This window comes from Rhodococcus sp. NPDC056743 (assembly GCF_042790355.1).
Lineage (GTDB): Bacteria > Actinomycetota > Actinomycetes > Mycobacteriales > Mycobacteriaceae > Rhodococcus_F.
Map to the genome: position 1 here is coordinate 294155 of NZ_JBHTZI010000005.1, position 24036 is coordinate 318190.

Below are 24036 nucleotides of genomic sequence, written 5' to 3' on the forward strand. Positions count from 1 at the left end.
GTTCACGGTTCTAGCGTGTGCTCGTGACCCGCAACCAGACCTTCCCGCACCTGCTCGCGTCCGGGACCATTGGTCCCATCACCGTGCCCAATCGCGTCGTTCTGCCCGCCATGGACATGAACCTCTGCGAAGACGGCGAAATCGAGTCGGGCGACATCGACCATTTCGTGGCGCGTGCGGCCGGCGGAACCGGGCTGATCATCACCGGTTGCTGCGCTGTTGCGTATCCGATGGGCTGCACCAGCCGCAAGGAACCGGGGCTCTCGGAAGACCGGTTCATCCCCGGACTCAAGGCGTTGGCCGATGCGGTGCACGACGCCGGTAGCAAGCTGTGTGTGCAGATGACGCACCACGGCAAGGTGGCGCGGATCGACACCCTCGACGGCCGACCGCAGCTGGTCCCGTCTACGCCGAAGCCGCCGGGTGACATGAGTGCGATGGCCGATTGCACACCCGAAGAGCTGGGCAAGATGGCTGCCATCAACGAGGGCAAGAGGGCGACCTACCACGAGGCCACCCAGGAAGATCTCGACTGGCTGGTCCGCATGTTCGCCGAGGCTGCCGGACGGGTGAAGGCCGCGGGCGGCGACGCCGTCGAGATTCACTGTGCCCACAACTACGTCCTCGGCGGGTTCCTGAGTCGGTACACGAATCAGCGCACCGACGAGTACGGGGGTTCCATGGAGAATCGGGCTCGTCTGGCTTGTGAAGTCATTCGCGCAGTCAAGGAAGAGGTCGCCGGTTCACTTGCCGTCATCGTGCGTCTGGCCGGTCAAGAGTACGGCGAAACCGACGGGCTGACCGTCGACGAGGCAGTTGCGGCCGCGAAGATGTTCGAGGCGGCCGGCGCTGACGCCATCCACGTCACCGGTACCGCACTGAATGCTTTTGCCAACTTCACCGACGGTCCCCTGCCCGACAAGGTCGGCTACTACACCGACAATGCAACGCGAATCAAGCAGGCGATATCGATCCCCGTGATCACCGTCGGACGTATGCTCCCCGAGGTCGGCGAGAAGATGATCGCGGAAGGACGCACGGACTTCGCGGCAATGGGCCGTCAGCTTCTGGCAGACCCGCAGTTGGTGAACAAGCTCAAGGCCGGTGCGCCCGAGCGGGTTCGGCCGTGCATCAATTGCTACGTCTGCGTGCAGGAGAACTTCTGGGACGAGACGCCGCTGTGCGCCGTCAACCCGGCGCTCGGCAACGAGGCGCTCATTCCGTTCGTGCGCACCGCCACCCCGAAGCACGTGGTTGTTGTCGGTGCGGGCCCCGGCGGCCTCGAGACGGCGCGAGTCGCCAGTGAACGTGGGCATCGAGTCACTGTGGTGGACAAGGCGGATCGGCTCGGCGGCACACTCTGGTTCTCGAGCCTCACGACCCCGGACAACGGCCGTCTGCTGGACTGGCTCAAGGTGGAAACCTCGCGCCTGGGCGTCGACATCCGGCTGAACACCGAGGCCACAGTCGCTTCGATCAAGGCTCTCGGCGCCGACGTGGTTGTCGTGGCCACCGGCGCTGTTCGTGACCGCCCGTCGGTACCCGGTGGGGATCTGCCCCACGTGCACACCGGTGATACCTTGCGCGCCTTGATGACCGGTGCCGGTGACACGTCGCAGGTTCCGCCGTTCCTGCGCACGATGGCCAAGCTGGGCAAGCTTTCCGGAATCACCAAGAGCCCAGCCGCGATTCGTGCGGTCACTCGTAAGTTCCTGCCCATGGGCAAGGACGTCGTGGTTATCGGTGGATCGCTGGTCGGACTCGAACTTGCGGAGTTCCTGGCCGAGCGTGGTCGCAACGTGACGCTGGTCGAGGAAGGCCAGCAGTTGGGTATCCCGATGGCGATGCCGCGTCGTTGGACGGCTGTGCGTCATGCCAAGGAAGCGGGTGTGAAGATCCATCGCAATGCGGTAGTGCAGCGAATCACCAAGGAGCACGTCGAGTTCCGCGCCGGTGACAAGACACTGACCGCGCCGGCCGACATGGTTGTCGTTGCGTCGGGTGTGTCGGCTCAGGCGCCGCTGGCCGACGCATTGGCCGGTGTGGCGTCCGACGTACGTGTTGTCGGTGACGCCTCCGCGGTCGACTACATCGAGGGCGCCATGCACACCGCGTGGAAAGTGGCGATGGATATCTGAGCTCTTTGCTGTGCGCCTTTGTTAACCGCGGGCGGTTAACAAAGGCGCACAGCAACGATATCCGGCCACCACCGCTCCGCCACGTCGGGATGCGCACGCAACCGACTCTTGAGCGCATTGGCGCCGTAGGAATCGTGGATCGGGTTGTTCGCGTCGACGGTGACGCCGGTGGCGTGCTTCGCCAATTCCGGTGGGAGGTCGAACTCCGGGACCTGAGTGGCGTAGTTCGGGTTGAAGAAGAACGGCACGGAGATCCGATCGCCGCTACCTTCCGGTGAAATAACCCGGTGCACTGTGGCTTTCAGATATCCGCCCGTTGCCACCTCGAGCAGTTCACCGATATTTACCACCAGCGCACCTTCAAGTGGCGGCGCATCGATCCAGTTGCCGTCGTGCTCCACTTGCAAGCCGGCCTTGCCTGGCTCGACATACAGCAGGGTCAGTACGCCGGCGTCCTTGTGGCCGCCAACTCCTTGAGTTCCGGCATCCCTCGGCCGACCCGGATAGCGGACTACTTTGATCAGGATCGACGGATCCTCCGCAAACGCGGCGTCGAAAATATGTGGATCCTGCCCCAGAGCTACCGCCCACTCCCGGAGCAATCGCAACGCGACGCCGGTGAGTTCGTCATTCCACTCGGTGATGACTTCGCGTAGTTCGGGAAGAGTATCAGGCCATTGATTGGGGCCTTGCAGAATCTCCCAGTCAGGCGAGGTGGCAGTGCGAACGGTGGCAGGTTGCTCGGCACCGATATCGATCTGCTCGCGCCAGTCCTGCTTACCTTCGGTGAGCTCACCGCCCAGCCGTGTGTACCCGCGAAAGTGCGGGCTGCGCAGGTTCTCGATCGCCAACTTCTCCGCCAACGGGAGAGCGAAGAACTCCCGAGCGACTTCCAGCAGGCGTCGTTGCAGAGCGTCGGGAATTCCGTGGCCGACGAGGTAGAAGAAGCCCATGTCATGGGTCGCATCGCGGAGTTGAGTCCGGAACTGCTCGGCGGTATCGGGGTTCTGCGCCAGCGACAGATTGAGTACTGGCAACGACGTAAGCGACATCAGGTCCTCGATCCGTGTGAGGTTCTGACGTCCATCATTCCACGCAGCCCCGGCCCTGGCCGCGCGCCGATTCCGCATCCGCAGGCCTGATCAATCGCGCGGCTGCGGAAACGCCCTGCGGATAACGGTTTCCGTGCCTCGAGCCGACTGAAATGTTTCCGAATTCGTTGACTTTTAATGTACTGCATCATATGGTCCATTACATGAGTAAGTCGAGTCCGGCGCGAGACGTGATCACCGATGTAGCAGATCGGATGTTCGCCGAACGCGGTGTGGACGAGGTTTCTCTGCGTGAAATCGTGATCGAATCCGGACAAAAGAATGCGTCCGCCGTGCAGTACTACTTCGGTGGCCGGGACGGATTGTTCCTTGCGGTTTTTCGCCGCCGTCTGGCGAAACTGAACGAGGTACGCAGTGCCTACATGGAAATTGTCGACCGCGAAGGTCGCGGTGACGATATTCGTTCACTGATCGAAGTGTCGGTACTACCCCTTGCGGATTATCTCCGGAGTGCCACGGAGGGTTCGCATTACGCAAGATTCTCGGCGCGCATGACACCACGGGTCGACTTTACGAGCCGCGATTTTGCGGATATCAGTGATGTGAGTCGTGAAGTTATCGTGAGGCTTCGTCGTGCGTTGGTGCACCTCTCGGAGGAAGCAGCAGCTGCTCGAGTGGATCTGACGATGAACATGATCGTTTCTGCTTTTGCGGCATACGAACAGCGTCAGGAAGAAGGTTTGCTCGGCGGAGCCGCTTCTTTCGATGACATGGTGACACATCTGATCGAGATGTCCGTAGCTGCGCTGACTGCACCGCACAGTCCAGGTATCTAACTCCGACAGCCGAGATTCGCGAACTGTCGAATCTTCCTTTTTGCAACATTGTCGGTGTCTCCACCATGGAGGCATCGGTCTCTTCGGCGTACCTATTCGAGTGCGCCGGTCTGATTTGTCGTCTCTGCCTTTGGCAGATCCATCTTTGAGGAGATCGCTATGGAATACGAAACGATTTCGGTTGCGCCCGTTACCCGGAGTTTGGGTGCCGTGATCAGTGGTATCGACTTGGCTCAGCCGCTCTCGGGACAGCAATTCGAGGATATTTCGAACGCAATCCGCGAACACCTGGTCGTGTTCTTCCGCGACCAGGATCTGACCGACGAGCAACATCTGGCATTTGCGTCGAACTTCGGCATTCCGAACGTGTACCCGACCACTCGTGCGCGCGGACTCGATCGACCGATGGAATTCATCGAGGACGGCCCGAACAGCTCGCCCAAGGCAGATCTCTGGCACACCGACGTCGCAATCCTCGAGACACCTCCTGATTTTGGCGTACTCTCAATGCGTCATACTCCCGATGCGGGCGGAGATACCATGTGGCTCAACCTGTATCAGGTATACGAGAACCTGTCGGAGCCCATGAAGCGTCTTGTTCTCGAGTTGGAACAGTACGTCCATCCAGGTGAGTTGATGGAACAGATCACCATCGAGAAGTTCGGGCAGGAAGTGTGGGACAAGGTTGCTTCGGACTTCTCCGGCGTCTACCACCCTCTCGTTCGCAAGCACCCGGAAACGGGGCGCCCAGCCTTGTTCATGTGCGGATCGAATGTACGGAATCTTGTTGGCATGACTCCCCGCGAAAGCGAGACCATTCTGGACCTTCTCCGTCGTGGTCTCGAAGAACCCAGCCTCCAATTGCGTTGGCGTTGGAGAAATAACGACATTGCGTTGTGGGACGAGCGGTGCACCAATCACCGCGCTCTGAGCGACCATGCCGGCCTGGTTCGGAAGGTTCGCCGGTGCACGGTCGGTGCAGGCCGACCAGCCCCCATGTAATTCCGCCGTCCGATACTTCTGCAAGTACACCGTGAGGGAAGAAGATATGACTCGAACAAAGCGTGTGCGGTTCGGAAAGTTGGTGATAGCCACATTCGTGAGCGGAATGTTGCTGGCCGGTTGTGCTGAGGGAACAAGTCAGGAAGTGGAAAATGCCAGTGGTACACAGGAATCCGCGGCGAGAGTCGGGGCTGGAATTCTCGGCAATCAAGGTGATGGGGGTGCCCCGGTCGCGGGCGGAACACTGACTTACGCGTCGTACGCCCCCGTAACGAGCCTGGATCCGGCCAAGACTCAGGTGACCGGCGCGACCGGTGGAACCGAACTGGCGGCGATCTACGACTTGCTAATCCGGTACAACGCCGAAACGGAAAGCTATGATCCACAACTCGCGAAGAGTCTCACTGAAGACTCCGACAATCTCACGTGGACGCTGACCCTACGGGAGAACGTCACATTCAGTGACGGTGCTCCGCTGGACAGTGCGGCTGTAGTGGCAAGTATCAACCGCTACAACGATAAACGCGGCGCCAATAACGAAGTCTGGACGTCAAGTGTCAAGAGCACCGTGGCAGATGGTCCGTCGAATGTCGTCTTTACGCTGAACCGCCCGTGGGCAGAGTTCCCGGCTATGTTGAGCTTCGGGCACGGCGTTATCGTTGCGCCGAGTTCCTATGCAGCAGAGACATTCACACCTGTCGGGGCCGGTGCATTCACAGTGGAGCGGTTCTCGGCCCCGGATGAACTGGTTCTCGCCGCCAGGGCTGACTACTGGGGCGGCGCAGCGAAATTGGACCAGGTGAAGTTTGTCGCGATTCAGGGCGAACAGGCGAAAATCGATTCACTCGCCACGGGCGGTGTTCAGATGGCCTACCTCCGCAACGCCGAGACCGTCGAAGCCGCGAAGGGTGAATTCCCGGGCTACGCCGAATTCATCAGCCTCTCGATGGTCGGCCAGATCAACAATCGTCCAGGGCACCCGGGTGCGGACCTTCGAGTTCGGCAGGCCATGAACCTGGCGATCGATCCGGATGTCCTCGATCAACGTGCTCGTGGCGGCAAAGGCATGCCCGGTGGGGAGATATTTCAGCCGTGGTCCATGTGGCACAACGATATCGAACCTTCGGGGCTGGATCCTGCGAGGGCTCGAGAGTTGCTCGACGATGCCAAGAAGGACGGCTACGACGGGAACATCACCTACGTCGGCACGTCGGATCCCAACGGCCAGGCTGCTGCGCTGGCGGTACAGGCAATGCTGCAGTCGGTCGGGTTCACGGTGAACGTCGAATATGCGGCGAGCACCGCGGATATGGTCAAGCGACTCTACGCGGATCACAGCTACGATTTGGCGCTCGGCGGCAACGGGCTACTCGATGCCGCGCCGTTCCTGCGTCTGTACTCCGCGCTCTACAGCACGTCTGCGAATAACACCGTCGGAGTTGCGAACCCGGAGATGGATGCCACCCTGGACGCTGTTCAGGCCGCTGTTACGGCTGAGGACAAGAAGGCAGCCTTGGCTGATCTGCAGACGTTGTTCAACGAGCAGGTGCCGATCATGGTCTGGGGTGCTGGTGCCAACTACGTGCCGTGGAGCGAGAACGTCTACGGACTGATGCCGAGCCTGGACAGCATCATTCTGCTGGATGAGGCCTGGATCAAATAGCGCTGTGCGCCTTTGTTAACCGCGGGCGGTTAACAAAGGCGCACAGCAAGATCGGCCCGGCGTCGAGCTACGCCTCGTCGGCTCCGATGATGAAGGCTTCGAGCTCGGTGCGAGCCTTGTCGTCAGCCATCTGGACCGGCGGGGACTTCATCAGGTAAGCGGAAGCCGGGTAAACCGGTCCACCGATGCCGCGATCCTTGGCGATCTTGGCTGCGCGCACGGCGTCGATGATGATGCCGGCGGAGTTGGGCGAATCCCAAACCTCGAGCTTGTACTCCAGGTTGAGGGGAGCGTCACCGAAGGCGCGGCCTTCGAGGCGAACGTATGCCCACTTGCGGTCGTCGAGCCACTCCACGTAGTCCGAGGGACCGATGTGGACGTTGCGGTCGTGGACCTTGCCGGCGAGGGAGCCGGTGAGGTTCGACGTGACGGCCTGAGTCTTGGAAACCTTCTTGGACTCCAGGCGATCGCGCTCGAGCATGTTCTTGAAGTCCATGTTGCCGCCGACGTTGAGCTGGTACGTGCGGTCGAGCACGACGCCACGGTCTTCGAACAGCTTCGCCATCACGCGGTGGGTGATGGTGGCACCGACCTGGCTCTTGATGTCGTCACCGACGATCGGGACGCCGGCGTCCTTGAACTTGGCAGCCCACTCCGGGTCGGAGGCGATGAAGACGGGGAGTGCGTTGACGAAGGCGACGCCTGCGTCGATGCAGCACTGTGCGTAGAACTTGTCAGCAGCTTCGGAGCCGACGGGTAGGTAGGACACGAGGACGTCGACCTTGGCGTCCTTGAGTGCCTGGACTACGTCGACGGGCTCGGCGTCGGACAGTTCGATGGTCTCGGCGTAGTACTTGCCGATGCCGTCGAGTGTCGGGCCGCGCTGGACGGGGATGTCGAGCGGCGGGACGTCAGCGATCTTGATGGTGTTGTTCTCGCTGGCGAGGATCGCCTCGGAGAGGTCGAAGCCGACCTTCTTGGCGTCGACGTCGAAAGCGGCGACGAACTGCACGTCGCGGACGTGGTACCGGCCGAACTTGACGTGCATGAGGCCGGGAACGGTGCCGGTCTCGTCTGCATCCTTGTAGTAGTGGACGCCCTGAACCAGGGACGAGGCACAGTTGCCCACGCCCACAATTGCTACGCGCACCGCGGTGCTGTTCTCACCCATGGTCGGGCTCTCCTTCTTTCTTGGATGTTCCTGGTATCGATTGCTCGGCTGCGATCAATTCGTTGAGCCAACGCACTTCGCGTTCACTCGACTCGAGTCCGAGCTGGTGGAGCTGGCGGGTATATCGGTCCAGCGATCCGCTGGCCCGGCCGACGGCGTCGCGAAGGCCTTCGCGGCGCTCTTCGACTTGGCGTCGTCTGCCTTCGAGGATCCGCATCCGCGCTTCTGCGGGGGTGCGGCTGAAGAAGGCGAGGTGAACGCCGAAGCCGTCGTCGGTGTAGTTCTGCGGTCCCGTGTCGGCGACCAATTCAGTGAACCGTTGCCGGCCTTCCGGGGTGAGCTGGTAGACGCGACGGGCCCGGCGCTTGAGTGCGCCGGTGGTGTTGTCGATGTCTTCCGAGATCAAGCCGTCGGCCTGCATGCGCCGAAGTGCCGGGTACAGCGATCCGTACGAGAACGCACGGAATGCGCCGAGCAGACCGGTGAGCCGCTTACGCAGCTCGTATCCGTGCATCGGTGACTCGAGGAGTAGCCCGAGAATTGCGAGTTCGAGCAACTGACACCTCCCGAGTCTGTGGATCTAACCGCTTGATGCGATACCCAACTATATCGCGCCGATATATAAAACCACACTCGGGGACGTTAGATGTATCGAACTGTCACGGCTAGATCCGTACAAAATGGGACGATTTTCGACCGTTCCTGCCAGTCGCGATACGGATCGCCGCAACGCCACCAGCGTGTAGAAACTCTCAGCCGCAACTTATTTCTGCTGGTAGCCCCAAGGTGATGAGCAAAAATGTGTCCACCGTGACCCTCCCGAACAGTCCCCTGTTTCCCCGACGCACGTACTCTGGTCAGGTGCGGATACAGCGGCAAGTTGTGGACTACGCGCTCGCGCGTCGGTCTGTGCTGGCCGAAGTGTCCGCGGGTAGGACTGGCGTCAAGCAGGTATGCGACGCCGATCCCTACCTACTCAGAGCCGCGAAGTTCCACGGCCGGGGCAGTGATGTTCTCTGCCCCATCTGCCGTAAGGAACAGTTGACGCTCGTGTCCTGGGTGTTCGGCGAGAAGCTCGGCCAGGTTTCGGGATCAGCCCGGACGACGGACGAGCTCGCTCGGCTTGCGGAGACAGCAGAGGAGTTCACGGTGCACGTTGTAGAAGTGTGCCGTTCCTGCAGCTGGAACCACTTGGTGCAGTCCTATGTGCTCGGCGCAGTGCCTGCGCCGCCGCGACCGCGGCGAGCACGTCCACCGAGCAGGCGAACTCAGTCTGCGAGCCGGCGCACCGCCAGCGAGTAACGCAACACCCGAAAAAGGGCCCGATCGAAGTCCCATGTGATCGGTCCATGACCACTGGAGATTTGATTTCGTGAGTTCCCCCGACAACACCCCCGGCAACCGTCCCTCGGGACCAGGTGGTCCGAGCGGTCCGCCGCAGGGGCGCCCTCCGCAAGGCCGTCCGCCGCAAGGCCCGCAGCAGGGCCGGCCGATGGGTCCCCCGCCGCAAGGCCGCCCCATGGGTCCGCCCCCGCAGGGCCGCCCGCCGCAAGGCCCGCAGCAGGGTCGACCGATGGGTCCCCCGCCGCAAGGCCGCCCCATTGGTCCGCCTCCTCGAGGTCCCCAGCAGGAACGACCGATGGGTCCCCCGCCGCAGGGTCGCCCCGCAAGTCCCCAGCAGGGACGCCCGCAGCAAGGTGCACCCCAGAATCGACCAGCACCCGGAGCCGAACCCACGCAGCGCGTCGCAGCTGCTGCAGGACTGCCTCGCGCTGATGCCGGTTCCCGTCCACCCGCCGGCCCCCCGCCGACGAAGCCGCCGACCGGCGGCCCCGGTGGTGGCGACGGCAATGGTGGCGAGCCCCCGAAGGGACAGAAAGCAGTGAAGAAGAAGTCGAAGTGGCGCACAGTTCGCCGCTCGGCGTACGTGTTGGTGGCGCTCGGCCTGGTGCTGCCGGTGCTTGCCTTCATGGCGGCATACATCGTGCAGGACGTCCCCAAGCCCGGCGACCTCCCGACCAATCAGGTTGCGACGATTTACGCGTCGGACGGAAGCACGGTGCTCAGTACCGTTGTTCCGCCGGAAGAAGGTAACCGCACCGAGGTGGCTCTCGATCAGATTCCGGTGCATGTGCGTAACGCAGTACTTGCTGCCGAGGACCGGGATTTCTACACGAACCCCGGATTCTCGATCTCCGGTTTTGCGCGCGCCGCTCGTGACAACGTTCTCGGCCGTGACAGCGCGGGTGGTGGATCGACGATCACTCAGCAGTACGTGAAGACGGCGGTTGTCGGTTCCGAGCGTTCGTTGACGCGAAAGATGAAGGAACTTGTCATCTCGTCGAAGATGGCAAACGAGTGGTCCAAGGACGACATTCTTGCCGCGTACCTGAACACGATTTACTTCGGTCGCGGTGCGTACGGCATCGAAGCTGCGTCCAAGGCGTACTTCGGTAAGCCCGTCGACCAGCTGACCGTCGAGGAAGGCGCCGTGTTGGCGTCATCGATCCAGTTGCCGTCGCTTCTCGATCCGGAGACCAATCCGACTGGCGCGGAATCGCGTTGGAACTATGTGCTCGACGGCATGGTGTCGGCTGGAACGTTGGAACAAGCCGCCCGCGCGCCCATGACCTATCCGGGTTACATTCCACTTTCTCAGGTAGAGAACGGAAGTCAGGGTACGACGGGGCCCGAGGGTCTGATCAAGAACCAGGTGCTCCGGGAGATCTCGGATGCCGGGATCAGTGAGCAGTCACTCAATACCGAAGGCCTGCAGATCACTACGACTATCGATCCGCAGGCTCAGGCCGCGGCGGTGGACGCCGTGCGCACCAACATGGAGGGCGAGAACGAGGAGCTACGGACAGCCGTTGTCTCCGTCGATCCACGTACCGGAGGTGTCCGGGCGTACTACGGCGGCGACGACGGAATCGGCTTCGACTACGCAAATGCCGGTTTGCAGACCGGTTCCTCGTTCAAGGTGTTCGGTCTGGCAGCAGCCCTCGACCAGGGAATTCCGCTCTCGCAGATGTACGACAGTTCGCCGCTGACGATCAACGGCATCTCGATCGGCAACGTCGAAGGTGAAAGCTGTGGAACCTGCACCATCGCAGAAGCTCTCAAGCGTTCGCTGAACACCAGCTTCTACCGTCAGATGCTCAGCCTCGACGGCAACGGACCGCAGGAAATTGCGGATATCGCGCACAAGGCAGGTATCCCGGAGACGATTCCGGGTGTCGGCCCGTCACTGACCGAGTCCGACGGTTCCGGCCCGAACAACGGAATCGTGTTGGGTCAGTACCAGTCTCGTGTGCTGGATATGGCGTCGGCGTACGCAACCCTCGCGGCGTCCGGCACGTTCCACGCTCCGCACTTCGTGGAAAAGGTTGTTGCCGCGGATGGAACGGTTCTCCTGGACCGCGGTACTCCGTCCGGTGAGCAGCGGATCGATCCGGCTGTTGCGGACAACGTGACTGCGGCTATGCAGCCCATCGCGGCGTACTCGCGTGGGCACAACCTGGCCGGTGGGCGTCTGTCTGCATCGAAGACGGGTACCGCTCAGCTCGGTGACACCGGTCAGAACAAGGACGCCTGGATGGTCGGTTACACGCCGTCGCTGTCGACTGCTGTGTGGGTCGGTACCGCGGACGCTCAGGCCATCACCAACTCGAACGGCGGATTGATCTACGGTTCCGGGCTACCTTCCGATATCTGGAAGGACACGATGGACGGAGCGCTGGAGGGTACGGACAACGAGACGTTCCCGAAGCCGGGCAAGATCAACGGCCAGGCCGGTGGTGTTCCCGAGTACACGGCTCCCGCTGCTCCGAAGACGACGGCACCGCCGACCACTACGCCGGAGTCCACCACGACTACGGCACCGCCGGTTGTGGTGACCACGACGGACGTGGAGATCCTGCCGGGCATCACGATTCCGATTCCCGGAATCTCGAGGCCGACCACGGAAACCGAGGAACCGGGGGCCGTCACCACGACGGAAGAGGCTCCGGCGGGTGTCAGCCCCGGCCGCTAAGGCGGTAGCCTCGCGGAGTGGCCGCCAATGTAGATGATGCCGATGCGACTTCTGTGACAGACGATGCGGAGTCTCGGGTGTACGAGTCTCCTGCCCCGTTGGCGGAGGACACGCGGTCGGCGGATTGGCGCGACGTTCCCAGTCGTAACGATGTAATGGTGTCTGCGTTGTCAGGCACGGTAGGTGGTCCGGTCGGTCGGCATGCGCTGATCGGCCGGACCCGTTTCTTCACCCCGATGCGCGTCATCTTGCTGTTGGCTGTCGTGTTTCTGGCGCTGGGGTGGTCGACCAAGGCTGCATGTATTCAACAGGCGCCGTTCGGTGAGCAGGGCCAGTTGGGTCTGGATTGGGGAGGTTCCCGCCAGTACGTCGCGCTGTGTTATTCGGACACGGTGCCGTTGTACGGTGCGGAGCGCCTCGATCAGGGTGCGTTCCCGTACAAGAAGTCGTGGGAGGAAACCCGCTCCGACGGTTCCGTGCAGACGCGGTACATGGAGTATCCCGTTCTGTCGGGGCTCTATCAGTACGGCTCCATGAAGGTGGCAAAGGCGTGGGATTCGATCACGTGGCTGCCGGGCGCAATTCAAGTTGCCCTGTACTTCAACGTAGTTGCATTCGGCTTGGCGTTGGCATGGTTGGTGACAGTGTGGGCGACGACGCTCTTAGCCGGCCGACGAGTGTGGGACGGCGCGTTGGTCGCGTGCTCGCCCCTCGTGATCGTGCATGTGTTCACTAACTTCGATCCGTTGGCGACGGCGTTTGCCATGGGCGGTTTGTTGGCGTGGGCGCGCAAGCGACCGGTCCTCGCCGGCATCTTGTTGGGGTTGGGCGGGGCCGCGAAGTTGTATCCGTTGTTGTTGCTCGGGCCGCTGTTGGTTCTGTGCCTTCGAGCGGACAAGACACGTGAGTGGTTGGTAACCACACTCAGCGCGGTCGCGGCGTGGCTTGCGGTGAACCTCCCGATCGCGGCGCTCTACCCGCACGGTTGGTACGAGTTCTTCCGGCTCAACTCCGAACGCGGCGCCGATCCGGACTCGATCTACAACGTGATCGCGTCGTTCACGTCGTGGACAGGTCTCGACGGTCCCCTGGCGCAGGGTGAATCGCCGTCGAATCTCAATGCCGTGTCGTTCATTCTGTTTGCCGTGGTCTGTGTCGGGATCGGGTACGTCGCTTTGACGGCGCAACGACGCCCCCGCGTCGCGCAATTGTGTTTCCTGCTTGTCGCGGGGTTCCTGCTGACCAACAAGGTGTGGAGTCCGCAGTATTCGCTGTGGTTGGTGCCGCTCGCGGTTCTTGCTCTGCCGCATCGCCGGCTGCTTCTCGCCTGGATGACCATCGACGCACTCGTATGGGTTCCGCGGATGATGTACTACCTCGGGGTCTCGAACAAGGGGCTACCGGAGCAGTGGTTCACGGGAACTGTTGTGCTGCGCGACATTGCGGTCTTGGTGTTGTGCGCAGTGATTCTTCGCCAGATCTACCGCCCCGACGAAGACCTGGTTCGGTACGGGTTCATCGACGACCCGGCCGGTGGCGTTCTCGATCAGGCACCGGACAAGCAGCCGTCGTGGTTCCCGCGGTGGCTGCGCCCGAAAGCGGTCCGGGAGCCGGAACCTTCGCTCGTCTGAGTCACCATTCATGCCTCCCCCCGGGTGCCGTACCGAGATCTGTGGGAGGCCTGGAAGCTGCTCAGTTCAACCACACCTCGAGGGCCGGTTCGCTGCCCAGTTCGCTTCCACCGTCCAGGATCACCAATCCACTTGGGCTGAGTTGGTATGTGACATCGCCGTTGCGGGCGGCAAAGCCTTCTCGGGTGCGAATCGGATCGTCGATCTCGATTGCCGCTCCGTCGCTCAGCCTCTCGCCCTTGTAGTAGTAGCGGCCGACACCGGTTTCGCACACGACGATTCGTGAAGCGGTGGTGATCGCAACAGCAACGGCCGGGTTGGACGCATTGCAGCGGGGTCCGCTCGAGATGAATCCTTGCCGGTCCGTCCCGGCGACGGTGGGAAGTGGGCCGGACACCGTTGTGGTCACGCGGGGCGCCGTGGTTGTCTGCGGAGCCCTGGTAGTCGTAGTGATGCGAGGCGCTGGGGTCGCCGCGTACGACTGCGGTGTCGTGTAGCTGTACGTGTTGGAGCGGACGTCGTCGGCAGCTTCGCTGACCGCGGTCGCGAACAGTCCCCAGAAGGCGATCCACGCGATCAAGAAGAGTATGCCGATCGCCGTGAAGATGTATCCGAGGATCAGGCCGGCCAGGGCCAACCCGTCGCCCTGCTCGCCGGTCCGTTTGATCTGACTGCGCGCGATGTGGCCGAACACAATTCCCAGCGGAGCAAAGAGAAACGCGAATACCAGCGCCAGGACCGCCAAGACGTTGGTCGGCCGCGGTTGCTGCCAGTTCTGTTGCGGGTACTGCTGCTGATATCCGTACGGGCCCGGTTCGCTCATGCACTGATTTTGCGGTACGAAGTCAGGCAAACCGCGCAGGCGGTTGGTTAGCTGCCGACGCGTCGCTCCAACTGCGGTTCGATTGCCGGCCAATCCTCGTCCGTCATGGCAAAGAGGGCGGTTGTGCGCCAACTGCCGTCTGCGCGCTGGCGGTGCTTACGGAGCAGGCCTTCGTATTGCGCGCCCAGTTTGGCGATCGCGGCTCGGGATTGTTCGTTGAACTCGTCCGTGTGCCATTCGACGCGGACGGCACCGAGATCGTCGAAAGCCCGCCGCAGCAGGAGCAGTTTTGCCTCCGGATTGATTCGAGTTCCCTGAGCGGACTTCGACAACCACGTGTACCCGATCGCGAGACTCCGGTACGTCGGGGCGATTTGATACAGAGACGTGCTACCCACCACGGCGCCGGTGACCGTGTCGATCTGGGCGAACGCAACCCGATCCGGATTCGACTCGGCCGCCTCGATGTACGCGAGAGCCTCTGCGTGAGTGGTGATCGGCGCGGCCGTCCAGCGGAAGATGCTCGGATCGTCCGACGCGGCGATCAGTGCGTCGGCGTGCTCACGGACCAATGGTTCGAGCCGGACATGCGTGCCGGTCAATATCGGTGATCGGAACCAGTTTTCGGTCATCTGGTGAGCTCCGGTATCGGTGGGGTTTTCTCGACGGCCGTCCCCGCGAGCGGATAGCGCAGCGGTACCCGCAGGAACAGGAAGAAGAACACGATCAGCAACACCACATGACCCCACACACTGGCCTGTACGACGGTTTCGTACTTGCTCGGATCGAGGTTCATGTCGAGTTGGTAGAAGTAGCGGAAGATGCCGATTCCCAGTGCCGCATCCGCCACGAGATATGCGACGATCCAGAACCAACGGATCTGGAACAGAACCAGGAACGGCAGCAGCCACAGTGTGTACTGCGGCGAATTCACCTTGTGCAGCAAGATGAATCCACACAACATTGCCGCGCTCACCGCGATCCACGGGAAGTAGCCCTCGCGCACGAAGCGTCGCCAACCCACATACATCGCCAACCCGAACGACAACAGGATCATCAGCGGGGACAGGATGCTCACCAATGCGTCGTAGTCCGCGTTGGTGTCGCGGACACCGAAGCCGTAGAGCGGTCGCAGACCCCAGAACCACAGCGAGTTGGTGGTGATGTCGGCGCTGCGCTTCTCCTGGAAACTGAAGGACGCACGCCAGCCGTCGTACGAGATGAGGGCAAACGGCAGGTTCACGAGAATTACGGTCGCCACCGCAGCGCCGGCCGTCATCAGCGCGCCGCGGACGTCGTACTTCTTACCGTCTCGGCCACGCGTGAGGACATACGCGATGAGCGGAAGTACAAAGATCCCCGGATACAACTTCAGGCAGAAGCCGATGGCCAGGATGATCGACGCCAGTATCGCCCGCGTCCGAAAAGGTATGCGCTCGAACGTCATCACGAAGATCGCGACGACGCTGGTTGCGACGACGGGCAGTTCCCAGTTGTGGAACGCGTACAGCACCAGAGGCGGGGTGGCCGACCAGATCAACGCGTACGCGCCGCTCATCCGGCCAAGCATCCATGCCGTCAGCAACCCGAACGGGGCCAGGATCAACGCGGAATGCAGCAGGAACTCGGCATCGTTGTGGGATCCGATTCCGCCCAGCCACATCAGGATTCCGCTGAGCACCGGATACTCGACGGTTCCGCCGTAGAGGGTGCCTTCCGGGGTTATGCCGCCGGTGACAAAGGGAAAGAGGTGTTGGTCGATGCCGCGTCCGAGCCACAGAAGCTGGATGTCGGAATAACAGACACGGAGGTTCTTGTCGACGTCGAAGACGAGGCTACGGCCGTCCGGCGCGAAGGGCGCGCCGGCGCATCGTGCCTTGTTGAAGTAGCCCAGGGTCATGGCCAGCCCGCAGAGACCGACGACAAGCGTCAGGATCGACGCCGAGGTTTTTCGGTCCGTTCGCATGAGTCCCACCCTATGGTCTGGTGCCGAAACGCGGTTCGGTGAGGCGTCCGGGTAGGTTCAGGGCGTTTCCTGTGATCGACGACGCGATTTCGCTGGTCAGGGGCACCTCGTGTAACCTACGAGGGTTGCTGACGCAACGACCCTCCTGCCACGGATAGTCCGTGGCCGTTTTCACTTAGTCCACAGGAGGTGATGAGGTCTTATGCGTCATTACGAATTGATGGTCATCCTTGACCCCAGCCTGGACGAGCGCACTGTCGCTCCTTCGCTGGATACGTTCCTCAATGTTGTGCGCCAGCACGGCGGCACGATCGACAAGGTCGATGTCTGGGGTAAGCGTCGTCTCGCCTACGAGATCCTGAAGCATGCTGAAGGTATCTACGCGGTGATCGACATCAACGCCACTCCCGCCACCGTTGCTGAGCTCGATCGTCAGCTCGGTCTGAACGAGTCGGTTCTGCGCACGAAGGTTCTGCGCCACAACAAGTGATTTCTGTCGGTAGCGAACTCTAACCTCGCACCCAACAGACTTACATCAAAAGCAGGAGGAACCACATGGCTGGCGACACCATCATCACCGTCATCGGAAACCTGACGGCTGATCCTGAGCTTCGTTTCACCCCGGCGGGTGCTGCGGTGGCAAACTTCACGGTTGCTTCCACACCCCGCACCTTCGACCGTAATTCCAATGAATGGAAAGACGGCGATGCGCTGTTCATGCGTTGCAACATCTGGCGCGAAGCAGCCGAGAACGTCGCGGAGAGCTTGACCCGTGGCTCGCGAGTAATCGTGAGTGGCCGGCTCAAGCAGCGTTCGTACGAAACTCGTGAGGGCGAAAAGCGAACTGTCGTCGAGCTCGAAGTTGATGAAATCGGTCCTTCACTGAAGTACGCCACGGCAAAGGTCAACAAGGCCAACCGTGGTGGCGGCGGTGGCGGCGGCAACTTCGGAGGTTCCTCCGGCGGATCGGGCGGCGGACGTCCGAGCGCTGCACCTTCCGGTGGAGACGATCCGTGGGGCAGTGCCCCTCCGGCTTCGGGCTCCTTCGGTGGCGGCGGCAACGACGAACCGCCTTTCTGATCCGTACCTGATCAGGGACATCCAGAAAAGAGCAAAGACATGCCGAAGCCGCCCTTGCGCGACAAGGTTATGAAGAAGAAGGTCTGCACCTTCTGCAAAGAGAAGAACACGCAGATCAACTACAAGGACACGACGTTGCTGCGTAAGTACGTCAGCGACCGCGGAAAGATCCGTGCTCGTCGTGTCACCGGCAATTGCGTCCAGCACCAGCGCGACGTTGCCATTGCCGTCAAGAACTCACGTGAGGTAGCACTGCTGCCTTACGCCACCGTGGCTCGCTAAGGAAAGGGAGGAAAGAACATGAAGCTCATCCTCACCGCTGACGTGGACAACCTCGGTGCGCCTGGCGACACCGTCGAGGTCAAGGACGGCTACGGCCGTAACTACCTGCTCCCCCGCCGGCTGGCAATCGTCGCTACTCGTGGCGCCGAGAAGCAGGTCGAAGGAATCCGTCGTGCACAGGAACTGCGCGCAGTGCGCGGCCTGGACCACGCCAAGGAGCTCAAGGCCGCTATCGAGGGACTCGAGTCCGTAACGCTGTCGGTCAAGACCGCCGGTGGTTCGGGCAAGCTCTTCGGTTCCGTTACCGCTGCTGACGTCGCTGCTGCGATCAAGGCTGCCGGTGGACCGGTTCTCGACAAGCGCACCATCGCATTGCCGAAGGCTCACATCAAGAACACGGGCAAGCATGCCGTGTCCGTGAACCTGCATCCCGATGTGGTTGCCAAGTTCAACCTGAACGTCGTCGGCGCATAGTCGATTCGTTCTCCGGGCGAGCCCCGCACACTTCGGTGTGCGGGGCTCGACCCTTTTTGGCACGTGGATTGTGCTCGCTGCGACCCGATCCGGGGTTGGGGATAACTGTCACAGTGTGATGTTCAACGGGCCGAACCGTGATGATTCGGCCTTCGCAACACGCCCGACACGCCGACGCGCCGACTGTGGAGAAAGTTTTTTCATCAACAGGTGTGTGAAATTCCACATGCACCTCTACCTGGAGACTTATGGGAAACACCCAAAGTTGTCCCCAGGTTATCCCCAGATGGTGCACACAGTTTTTCAGGAGTTTCCACAATTACTCCACAGATTCATCCACAGGGTGGTTTGTTTGTGGGCCGGTGAGTCCCTAACGTCGTCTCGGCGTCTATCTACCGACCGGTGATTTTCCACCACCATGATGTCGGTGTGGGCAGGTACAAATGGTGAGGGCCCTGCGTTTTTCTCGCAGTGTCGTCGAGTGTTTTACGGGAAGGTCTCTCTGATGGCTGTTGTGGATGATCGAGGACCTTCCGACTACTCCGGACAGGACTACCCGGGGCCTCCCGAGTCCGAGCCCGATCAGGAATTCGGCCGCCAACCACCCCAGGACATGGTTGCGGAGCAGTCCGTCCTCGGCGGCATGCTTCTGAGCAAGGACGCCATCGCTGACGTCCTCGAGGTCCTGCGGCCGGGCGACTTCTACCGGCCCGCCCATCAGTCCGTCTACGACGTGATCCTGGACCTCTACAGCCGCGGTGAGCCCGCCGACCCGGTGACGGTTTCCGCCGAACTGGACCGTCGTGGTGAGCTCCGCAAAATCGGTGGCGCGTCCTATCTGGTGACTCTCACCCAGACAGTGCCCACCGCTGCCAATGCCGCCTACTACGCCGAGATCGTGGCCGAGAAATCAGTGCTACGACGCCTCGTCGACGCCGGCACCCGCATCGTTCAATACGGCTACGCCGGCACCGACGGTCAGGATGTCGCCGAGGTTGTCGATCGCGCGCAGGCTGAAATCTTCGAGGTCACCGAGCGTCGTACCACCGAGGACTTCGTACCCCTCACCGAACTCCTCCAGCCGACGATGGATGAAATCGACTCCATCGCCAGCCGCGGCGGCATCTCCCTCGGTGTGCCCACCGGTTTCAAGGATCTCGACGAAATCACCAACGGTCTTCACGCCGGTCAGATGATCATCGTCGCGGCCCGTCCCGGTGTGGGTAAGGCGCTGGCTCTCGACACTCCTCTCGCGACGCCAAGCGGCTGGACCACCATGGGCGACGTTGCTGTCGGTGATCTGTTGATCGATAACCACGGCAAGCCGACGCGGGTTGTTGCCGCCACCGACGTGATGGTCGACCGCCCTTGCTACGAGGTCGAGTTCTCCGACGGAACTGTGTTGGTCGCCGACGAGCAGCATCAGTGGTTGACGGAAAGTTCCGCTAAGGCGGTTCGCACTACTGCGGACATCTACGCCGATGTGGATTCCGGGCATCGAGTTGTCAACACGGCCGCCTTGGATCTCGCGGCACAAGACCTGTCGATTCCTGCCTACACTCTCGGTGCGTGGCTGGGCACTGGCGGTGCCCTTGATTCGGTTGATCCCGAGATCGCCATGTTCATCGAAGGTGAGGATTTCGCGCCGGATTCTTTGGAAGACAAGCGCATTCCAGCCGAATATCTCCGTGGCGCCCTTGGGCAGCGACGCGATCTCCTAGCCGGCCTTCTCGACGTTGCCGGTGTTGTCGGCGACGACGGTGCGATTGAATTGGCACTTGGTCATCGGGGTCTGTTGGACGATGTCGCAGAGTTGGTCGTGGGCCTCGGCTTCGGAGTAGGCGTTGCAAGCGAATCCGCTCTGTCGCTGACGGCAAATGTTGATGTTTTCCGAGTCTCACAAAAGATGTTACTGCACAAGGAACTTCGTGCGAGTGATCATGGATCGCGCTTCATTGTCGATGTTCGTCCAGTTGTCAGCGTTCCGGTCCGCTGCGTGGAGGTCGACAACGCCGACCACATGTACTTGGCCGGGCATTCGATGGTGCCGACGCATAACTCCACGCTCGGAATGGATTTCTTGCGTTCCTGCTCAATCACTCACGGCATGGCCAGCGTCATGTTCTCGCTGGAAATGAGCAAAACCGAGATCGTGATGCGTCTGCTTTCCGCAGAGGCAAAGATCAAGCTCGGTGACATGCGCTCCGGCAAGATGACGGACGACGACTGGACCAAGCTCGCGCGTCGTATGAGTGAGATCAGCGAAGCGCCGCTCTTCATTGACGACTCCCCCAACCTCACGATGATGGAAATTCGCGCAAAAGCGCGGCGGCTCAAGCAGAAACACGATATTCGCCTGATTGTCATCGACTACCTGCAGCTGATGAGCTCGGGTAAAAAGGTCGAGTCCCGTCAGCAGGAAGTCTCCGAATTCTCCCGTAGCCTAAAGCTTTTGGCGAAGGAGCTCGAAGTTCCGGTTGTCGCAATCTGCCAGCTCAACCGTGGTCCTGAGCAGCGAACCGACAAGCGTCCTCAGGTCGCCGACCTTCGCGAGTCCGGTTCACTCGAGCAGGACGCCGACATGGTGATTCTGCTGTACCGTCCCGATGCGACTGAGCGTGATGATCCTCGTGGTGGTGAAGCCGACCTGATTCTGGGTAAGCACCGTAACGGTCCGACCGCGACAATCACTGTGGCGCACCAACTTCACCTGTCCAAGTTCGTGGATATGGCGCGCGGCTAGAGCTTGTTGTCGAGATGCAGCGCAGATTAGCGAGACACGCCCCGCTACTTAGACGGGTCTCGGGCGAGTCGCCGAACTTCGTCAAAGTATGTGCGTCGGACCGCACGGTAGTTCGAGGGGCATACACCCACCCTTGACCCGACTCCCTTCCACAGTGGGCGGCCAGTATGGAGAAGCAGGGAGAAGAACAGTCCCAGGCGGACAGGTTGCGTGCGGTATGCGGTGTGTCTTGATGTCCGGCTGCACGGTTGGAGCGGGCTGGCTGCTGGGGTTCGGAGTACATCGAGGCCGGCTTGGCTGAAGACGCGCAGGTCGAGGTGGCGGGGAAGATATTGGCGGAGCAAAACCATTGATGGTTTCGTTGCCGCCGCTATGCCTCTCGTCAGGCAGGCGTAGACGGCGCGTGATCGTCGAACTCATCGCTCTTGGCGGCATGCTTGGCGCGAAGGGCCTCGAGTTGGGCAGACTTGGCCGCGGCAATGCGTTCGCGGGTGGCGGCTGTACGAGCCGGAGTCGGGGCGGGATCGACGAGGTCGGCGTCGAGGTCGGCATCGAGGTCGGGCGAGGGCTCCCAGTGCGGCGCTGCGGGGTCGACGGTGCGCATCGCGTCGGCCAGCAGGATGAACGGGACGATGAAGACCAAGAAGAAGATTGTGTACTCGCCGCTGTGGAAGAACACGGTCAGGTAGATGCCGTAGCTCAGGAACGCGGTGCCGATGAGACCGTTGACAACGCGGCGACCGGGGTGCAGTCCGGAGGCCACCAGCGCCCAAACGGTCAAGACGATTCCGCTGACGAACAGCATCGTCACATAGAAGCCGAACACGTATTTCCCCCATCTCGAGCAGATCGAACGATGATCAACCTAGATCAACGATGATCAACCTAGATCACCGGCGCCGCGTTCGATCAGCACTTTCAGACAAAGAGCAGGTCAACGGCGTCGAGGGTCGGCTGCGGTCTAGTTGAACTACCGTCGCGTTTCGCTAATCTTCGCTGCATCTCGACGGCTAGAGCTTGCTGTAGGTTCCCGATCTAGTTGGCATTTCCAGATCTATACGTCCCACACTTGTCGTGATCCAGCCAATACGTCCAAAATGACTGCGTTTTGGTACCGGTCTGCCATTTTGCGGGTGGCACGGAGTGTCGTGAGCGGTGAAAAAATTCCAACTCGGCCGAGAGACGCGCAGTTCGTGAAATACCGTGCTGTCGAACACTTTCCGTGACGGAATGTATAGGAAGCCGTAGATCTTCTCGTGCGAGGCCCGCATCTGCGGATCGGCCGGGTGTTCCCGACTGATCTGATATGTACTCCGAAACAACTAACAACACCCTCTCGGCGGTGATGGGACTGCCGCACGAACGGGGTGACATGGACCTCGTCGTGCGGCAGTTCCGGATCAGGTGGTCAGGTCGTTCAGAGCCGTCCTCCTCGTTGCGGTGATCGCGGTTAGCTCGTCGAGCGTGTCGATGATGGTGTGTGCGCCGGCGGCGCGGAGTGTGGCTTCACCCGCGTAACCGCCGCGGACCCCGATGGGGATGTAGCCGGCTTCCGTCGCGCAGGCCATGTCGTAGGCGGTGTCGCCGACGTAGAAGGCCCGGTTACCGTGATGCCGTAGTGACTGCAGGACCGAGGTCTTGTCCGCGGCCGGGGCGACGACCATATCCCATAGTGTCGGTACGTTCAGAGTATTGATGTCGTAGGCGACGGCATCGGCCGACGCAGCGGAGACGACGCCCAGCCAGGTGCCGCTACCGGCGAGGGTGAGGAGGGCGCTGCGTGTGCCGGGACGTAGCGTTGTGGTTCGCCGGGTCATCGCTGTGTTCCATCGGGATTCGGCGTCGGGTCCGCGTTCGGGCGGCAGGCCGAGGCCCTCGAACATTTCTGCCATCGGCAGGCGGAACGTGGTGGGGAATTCGTCCTCGGACACCGGTTGGGCGCCATAGCTCGCCAGTACGTCGTTGAGAGCATCACGGGCGCGGTCCGCATCGCACACGACGGTGCCGTTCCAGTCGAACAGCACCATCGTGTGTGCAGCAGTGGGGATGCTCATGCGCTCACTCTCGCAAGGGTTTCGTTTCGAAGCCCGAGTTCGGTGGCGGTACCCAGTCGAACACCCATTTCGGTCGAGTACACGTGCACGTGTTCGCGGCGCACTCCGATCGTGACCGGCCGGCCCACCGGTGGGGTGTCGGTGACCGGGCAACGGAACGCGACAGTGCTGTGGTCGTCGAGTGCAATCTGTACGACGCGGTCCTGGCCGGTTGGTTCGACGAGGACGACGGTACCGGTCAGTGTCCAGTCGCTCTCGTGTCCGCGCATCGAGAGGTGTTCGGGGCGGATACCGAGGGTGATCGGCTCGGTTCGGCCGCCGATGGGCCCGAACACCGAGTCCCCGGTGCCGGACAGGGGCACGAGGTTCATCGGCGGAGATCCCACGAAACCGGCGACGAAAAGGGTGGCAGGTGCTGCGTAGAGCTCGTCGGGGGTGCCCACCTGTTCGATTCGGCCGTGGTTGATGACTGCGATGCGGTCGGACATCGCCATGGCGTCGAGTTGGTCGTGGGTGACGTTGATGCCGGTCGCACCGACCTCACGCAGCAGGGATGCGATTTCGACCCGGAGCGTCACGTGCAGTTGCGCGTCGAGGCCGGAGAGGGGCTCGTCGAGGAGGACGATGCCGCTCCGGCGGGCGAGCGCTCGTGCCAGCGCGATGCGCTGGCGTTGCCCGCCGGACATCGCTTTCGGCTTGCGGACGAGGAGGTCCTCGACGCGCATGCGGGTGGCGATGTCGCGGGCCCGAGCCTCGGCTTCTGGTTTGGGGAGACCAAGGCCGTGTCGCAGTCCGAGGGTGATGTTCTCGAGTGCGGTCAGGTGCGGATAGAGCGCGAAGTGCTGGAAGACAATGGCCGCGTCGCGTTGGTGCGGGGCGATGCCTTCCTGCGGCACGCCGTCGAAGTGGACACTACCGGCGGTTTGGGTTTCCAGGCCGGCAACGATTCGGAGCAGGGTGCTCTTGCCGGAGCCGGACGGTCCGAGGATGGCCACCTGTTCGCCGTCGCCGATGGTGAGGTCTATGCCGTCGAGCGCGGTGACGTCGCCGAAGGACTTGCTGATGCCGTGGAGTTCGACTCGGGTCAT

At 61.7% G+C, this 24036-nt stretch carries 21 protein-coding genes; 12 read left to right on the forward strand and 9 right to left on the reverse strand.

Annotation, left to right across the window (positions count from 1 at the left end; genetic code table 11):
• The first annotated feature begins 17 nt into the window (after window positions 1-17).
• The gene (locus ACFRFQ_RS13565; protein ID WP_378658139.1) at window positions 18-2138 is read left to right on the forward strand and encodes an FAD-dependent oxidoreductase; all 2121 of its coding nucleotides are present in this window, start codon (window positions 18-20) and stop codon (window positions 2136-2138) included.
• Window positions 2139-2173: 35 nt separating this feature from the next.
• Here the strand turns inward: ACFRFQ_RS13565 and ACFRFQ_RS13570 are convergent, their stop codons facing one another.
• The gene (locus ACFRFQ_RS13570) at window positions 2174-3190 is read right to left on the reverse strand and encodes an isopenicillin N synthase family dioxygenase (protein ID WP_378658142.1); all 1017 of its coding nucleotides are present in this window, start codon (window positions 3188-3190) and stop codon (window positions 2174-2176) included.
• 203 nt (window positions 3191-3393) lie between these two features.
• Between ACFRFQ_RS13570 and ACFRFQ_RS13575 the strand changes: the two genes are divergently transcribed.
• From ACFRFQ_RS13575 to ACFRFQ_RS13585, 3 genes are all read left to right on the forward strand, one after another.
• The gene (locus ACFRFQ_RS13575; RefSeq protein WP_138873825.1) at window positions 3394-4026 is read left to right on the forward strand and encodes a TetR/AcrR family transcriptional regulator; all 633 of its coding nucleotides are present in this window, start codon (window positions 3394-3396) and stop codon (window positions 4024-4026) included.
• Window positions 4027-4185: 159 nt separating this feature from the next.
• Window positions 4186-5028 (forward strand): TauD/TfdA dioxygenase family protein, encoded by an 843-nt coding sequence (locus ACFRFQ_RS13580; protein ID WP_378658146.1) that lies wholly within the window; start codon window positions 4186-4188, stop codon window positions 5026-5028.
• 46 nt (window positions 5029-5074) lie between these two features.
• Complete coding sequence (locus ACFRFQ_RS13585; protein WP_378658149.1) at window positions 5075-6691, forward strand: ABC transporter substrate-binding protein; 1617 nt, start codon at window positions 5075-5077, stop codon at window positions 6689-6691.
• A 67-nt stretch (window positions 6692-6758) separates the two neighbouring features.
• Here the strand turns inward: ACFRFQ_RS13585 and ACFRFQ_RS13590 are convergent, their stop codons facing one another.
• Window positions 6759-7862: an inositol-3-phosphate synthase gene (locus ACFRFQ_RS13590; RefSeq protein ID WP_378658151.1), complete on the reverse strand. Its 1104-nt coding sequence runs from the start codon at window positions 7860-7862 to the stop codon at window positions 6759-6761.
• Window positions 7855-8418, reverse strand: a complete 564-nt coding sequence (locus tag ACFRFQ_RS13595; protein ID WP_138871069.1) for a PadR family transcriptional regulator — start codon at window positions 8416-8418, stop codon at window positions 7855-7857. The genes ACFRFQ_RS13590 and ACFRFQ_RS13595 overlap by 8 nt, the downstream gene beginning before the upstream one ends.
• Window positions 8419-8723: 305 nt before the next feature.
• Here ACFRFQ_RS13595 and ACFRFQ_RS13600 point away from each other — a divergent pair, with 305 nt between their 5' ends.
• From ACFRFQ_RS13600 to ACFRFQ_RS13610, 3 genes are all read left to right on the forward strand, one after another.
• Window positions 8724-9164 carry a DUF5318 family protein gene (locus tag ACFRFQ_RS13600; RefSeq protein ID WP_138871068.1) on the forward strand — a complete coding sequence of 147 codons (441 nt, stop codon included), beginning with the start codon at window positions 8724-8726 and terminating at the stop codon, window positions 9162-9164.
• Window positions 9165-9744: 580 nt separating this feature from the next.
• Entirely contained in the window at window positions 9745-11895 is a 2151-nt protein-coding gene (locus ACFRFQ_RS13605; RefSeq protein ID WP_378658577.1) for a transglycosylase domain-containing protein, read from the forward strand.
• A 17-nt stretch (window positions 11896-11912) separates the two neighbouring features.
• Entirely contained in the window at window positions 11913-13526 is a 1614-nt protein-coding gene (locus ACFRFQ_RS13610) for a glycosyltransferase family 87 protein (RefSeq protein ID WP_378658155.1), read from the forward strand.
• Window positions 13527-13587: 61 nt separating this feature from the next.
• On the opposite strand, the gene ACFRFQ_RS13615 is transcribed toward ACFRFQ_RS13610, so the two are convergent.
• From ACFRFQ_RS13615 to ACFRFQ_RS13625, 3 genes are read right to left on the reverse strand one after another with little or no spacing between them, the layout of a single operon-like run.
• The gene (locus tag ACFRFQ_RS13615) at window positions 13588-14349 is read right to left on the reverse strand and encodes a DUF4190 domain-containing protein (RefSeq protein ID WP_378658158.1); all 762 of its coding nucleotides are present in this window, start codon (window positions 14347-14349) and stop codon (window positions 13588-13590) included.
• A gap of 47 nt (window positions 14350-14396) precedes the next feature.
• Window positions 14397-14981, reverse strand: a complete 585-nt coding sequence (locus ACFRFQ_RS13620) for a GNAT family N-acetyltransferase (RefSeq protein ID WP_378658163.1) — start codon at window positions 14979-14981, stop codon at window positions 14397-14399.
• A complete protein-coding gene (locus tag ACFRFQ_RS13625; protein WP_378658167.1) occupies window positions 14978-16315 on the reverse strand; it encodes a glycosyltransferase family 87 protein in 1338 nt (445 codons plus the stop codon). Before ACFRFQ_RS13625 ends, ACFRFQ_RS13620 begins: the two co-directional genes overlap by 4 nt.
• Before the next feature lie 202 nt (window positions 16316-16517).
• Here ACFRFQ_RS13625 and rpsF point away from each other — a divergent pair, with 202 nt between their 5' ends.
• The 5 genes from rpsF (at window position 16518) to dnaB (ending at window position 20894) form a co-directional block, all read left to right on the forward strand.
• On the forward strand, window positions 16518-16805 hold the full coding sequence (rpsF, locus tag ACFRFQ_RS13630) for a 30S ribosomal protein S6 (protein WP_003941237.1): 288 nt from the start codon (window positions 16518-16520) through the stop codon (window positions 16803-16805).
• Between the two features lie 65 nt (window positions 16806-16870).
• On the forward strand, window positions 16871-17395 hold the full coding sequence (locus ACFRFQ_RS13635) for a single-stranded DNA-binding protein (protein WP_033237097.1): 525 nt from the start codon (window positions 16871-16873) through the stop codon (window positions 17393-17395).
• A gap of 39 nt (window positions 17396-17434) precedes the next feature.
• Entirely contained in the window at window positions 17435-17677 is a 243-nt protein-coding gene (rpsR, locus tag ACFRFQ_RS13640; RefSeq protein WP_003941245.1) for a 30S ribosomal protein S18, read from the forward strand.
• An 18-nt stretch (window positions 17678-17695) separates the two neighbouring features.
• Window positions 17696-18151, forward strand: coding sequence for a 50S ribosomal protein L9 (gene rplI / locus ACFRFQ_RS13645; RefSeq protein ID WP_138871061.1), 456 nt, complete (start codon window positions 17696-17698; stop codon window positions 18149-18151).
• A 505-nt stretch (window positions 18152-18656) separates the two neighbouring features.
• Entirely contained in the window at window positions 18657-20894 is a 2238-nt protein-coding gene (gene dnaB / locus ACFRFQ_RS13650; protein WP_378658172.1) for a replicative DNA helicase, read from the forward strand.
• Between the two features lie 382 nt (window positions 20895-21276).
• Here dnaB and ACFRFQ_RS13655 read toward each other — a convergent pair whose 3' ends face one another.
• The 3 genes from ACFRFQ_RS13655 to ACFRFQ_RS13665 form a co-directional block, all read right to left on the reverse strand.
• Window positions 21277-21720 carry a hypothetical protein gene (locus tag ACFRFQ_RS13655; protein ID WP_378658175.1) on the reverse strand — a complete coding sequence of 148 codons (444 nt, stop codon included), beginning with the start codon at window positions 21718-21720 and terminating at the stop codon, window positions 21277-21279.
• Between the two features lie 574 nt (window positions 21721-22294).
• Entirely contained in the window at window positions 22295-22948 is a 654-nt protein-coding gene (locus ACFRFQ_RS13660) for an HAD family hydrolase (protein WP_378658177.1), read from the reverse strand.
• Window positions 22945-24036 carry an ABC transporter ATP-binding protein gene (locus tag ACFRFQ_RS13665; RefSeq protein ID WP_378658181.1) on the reverse strand — a complete coding sequence of 364 codons (1092 nt, stop codon included), beginning with the start codon at window positions 24034-24036 and terminating at the stop codon, window positions 22945-22947. The genes ACFRFQ_RS13660 and ACFRFQ_RS13665 overlap by 4 nt, the downstream gene beginning before the upstream one ends.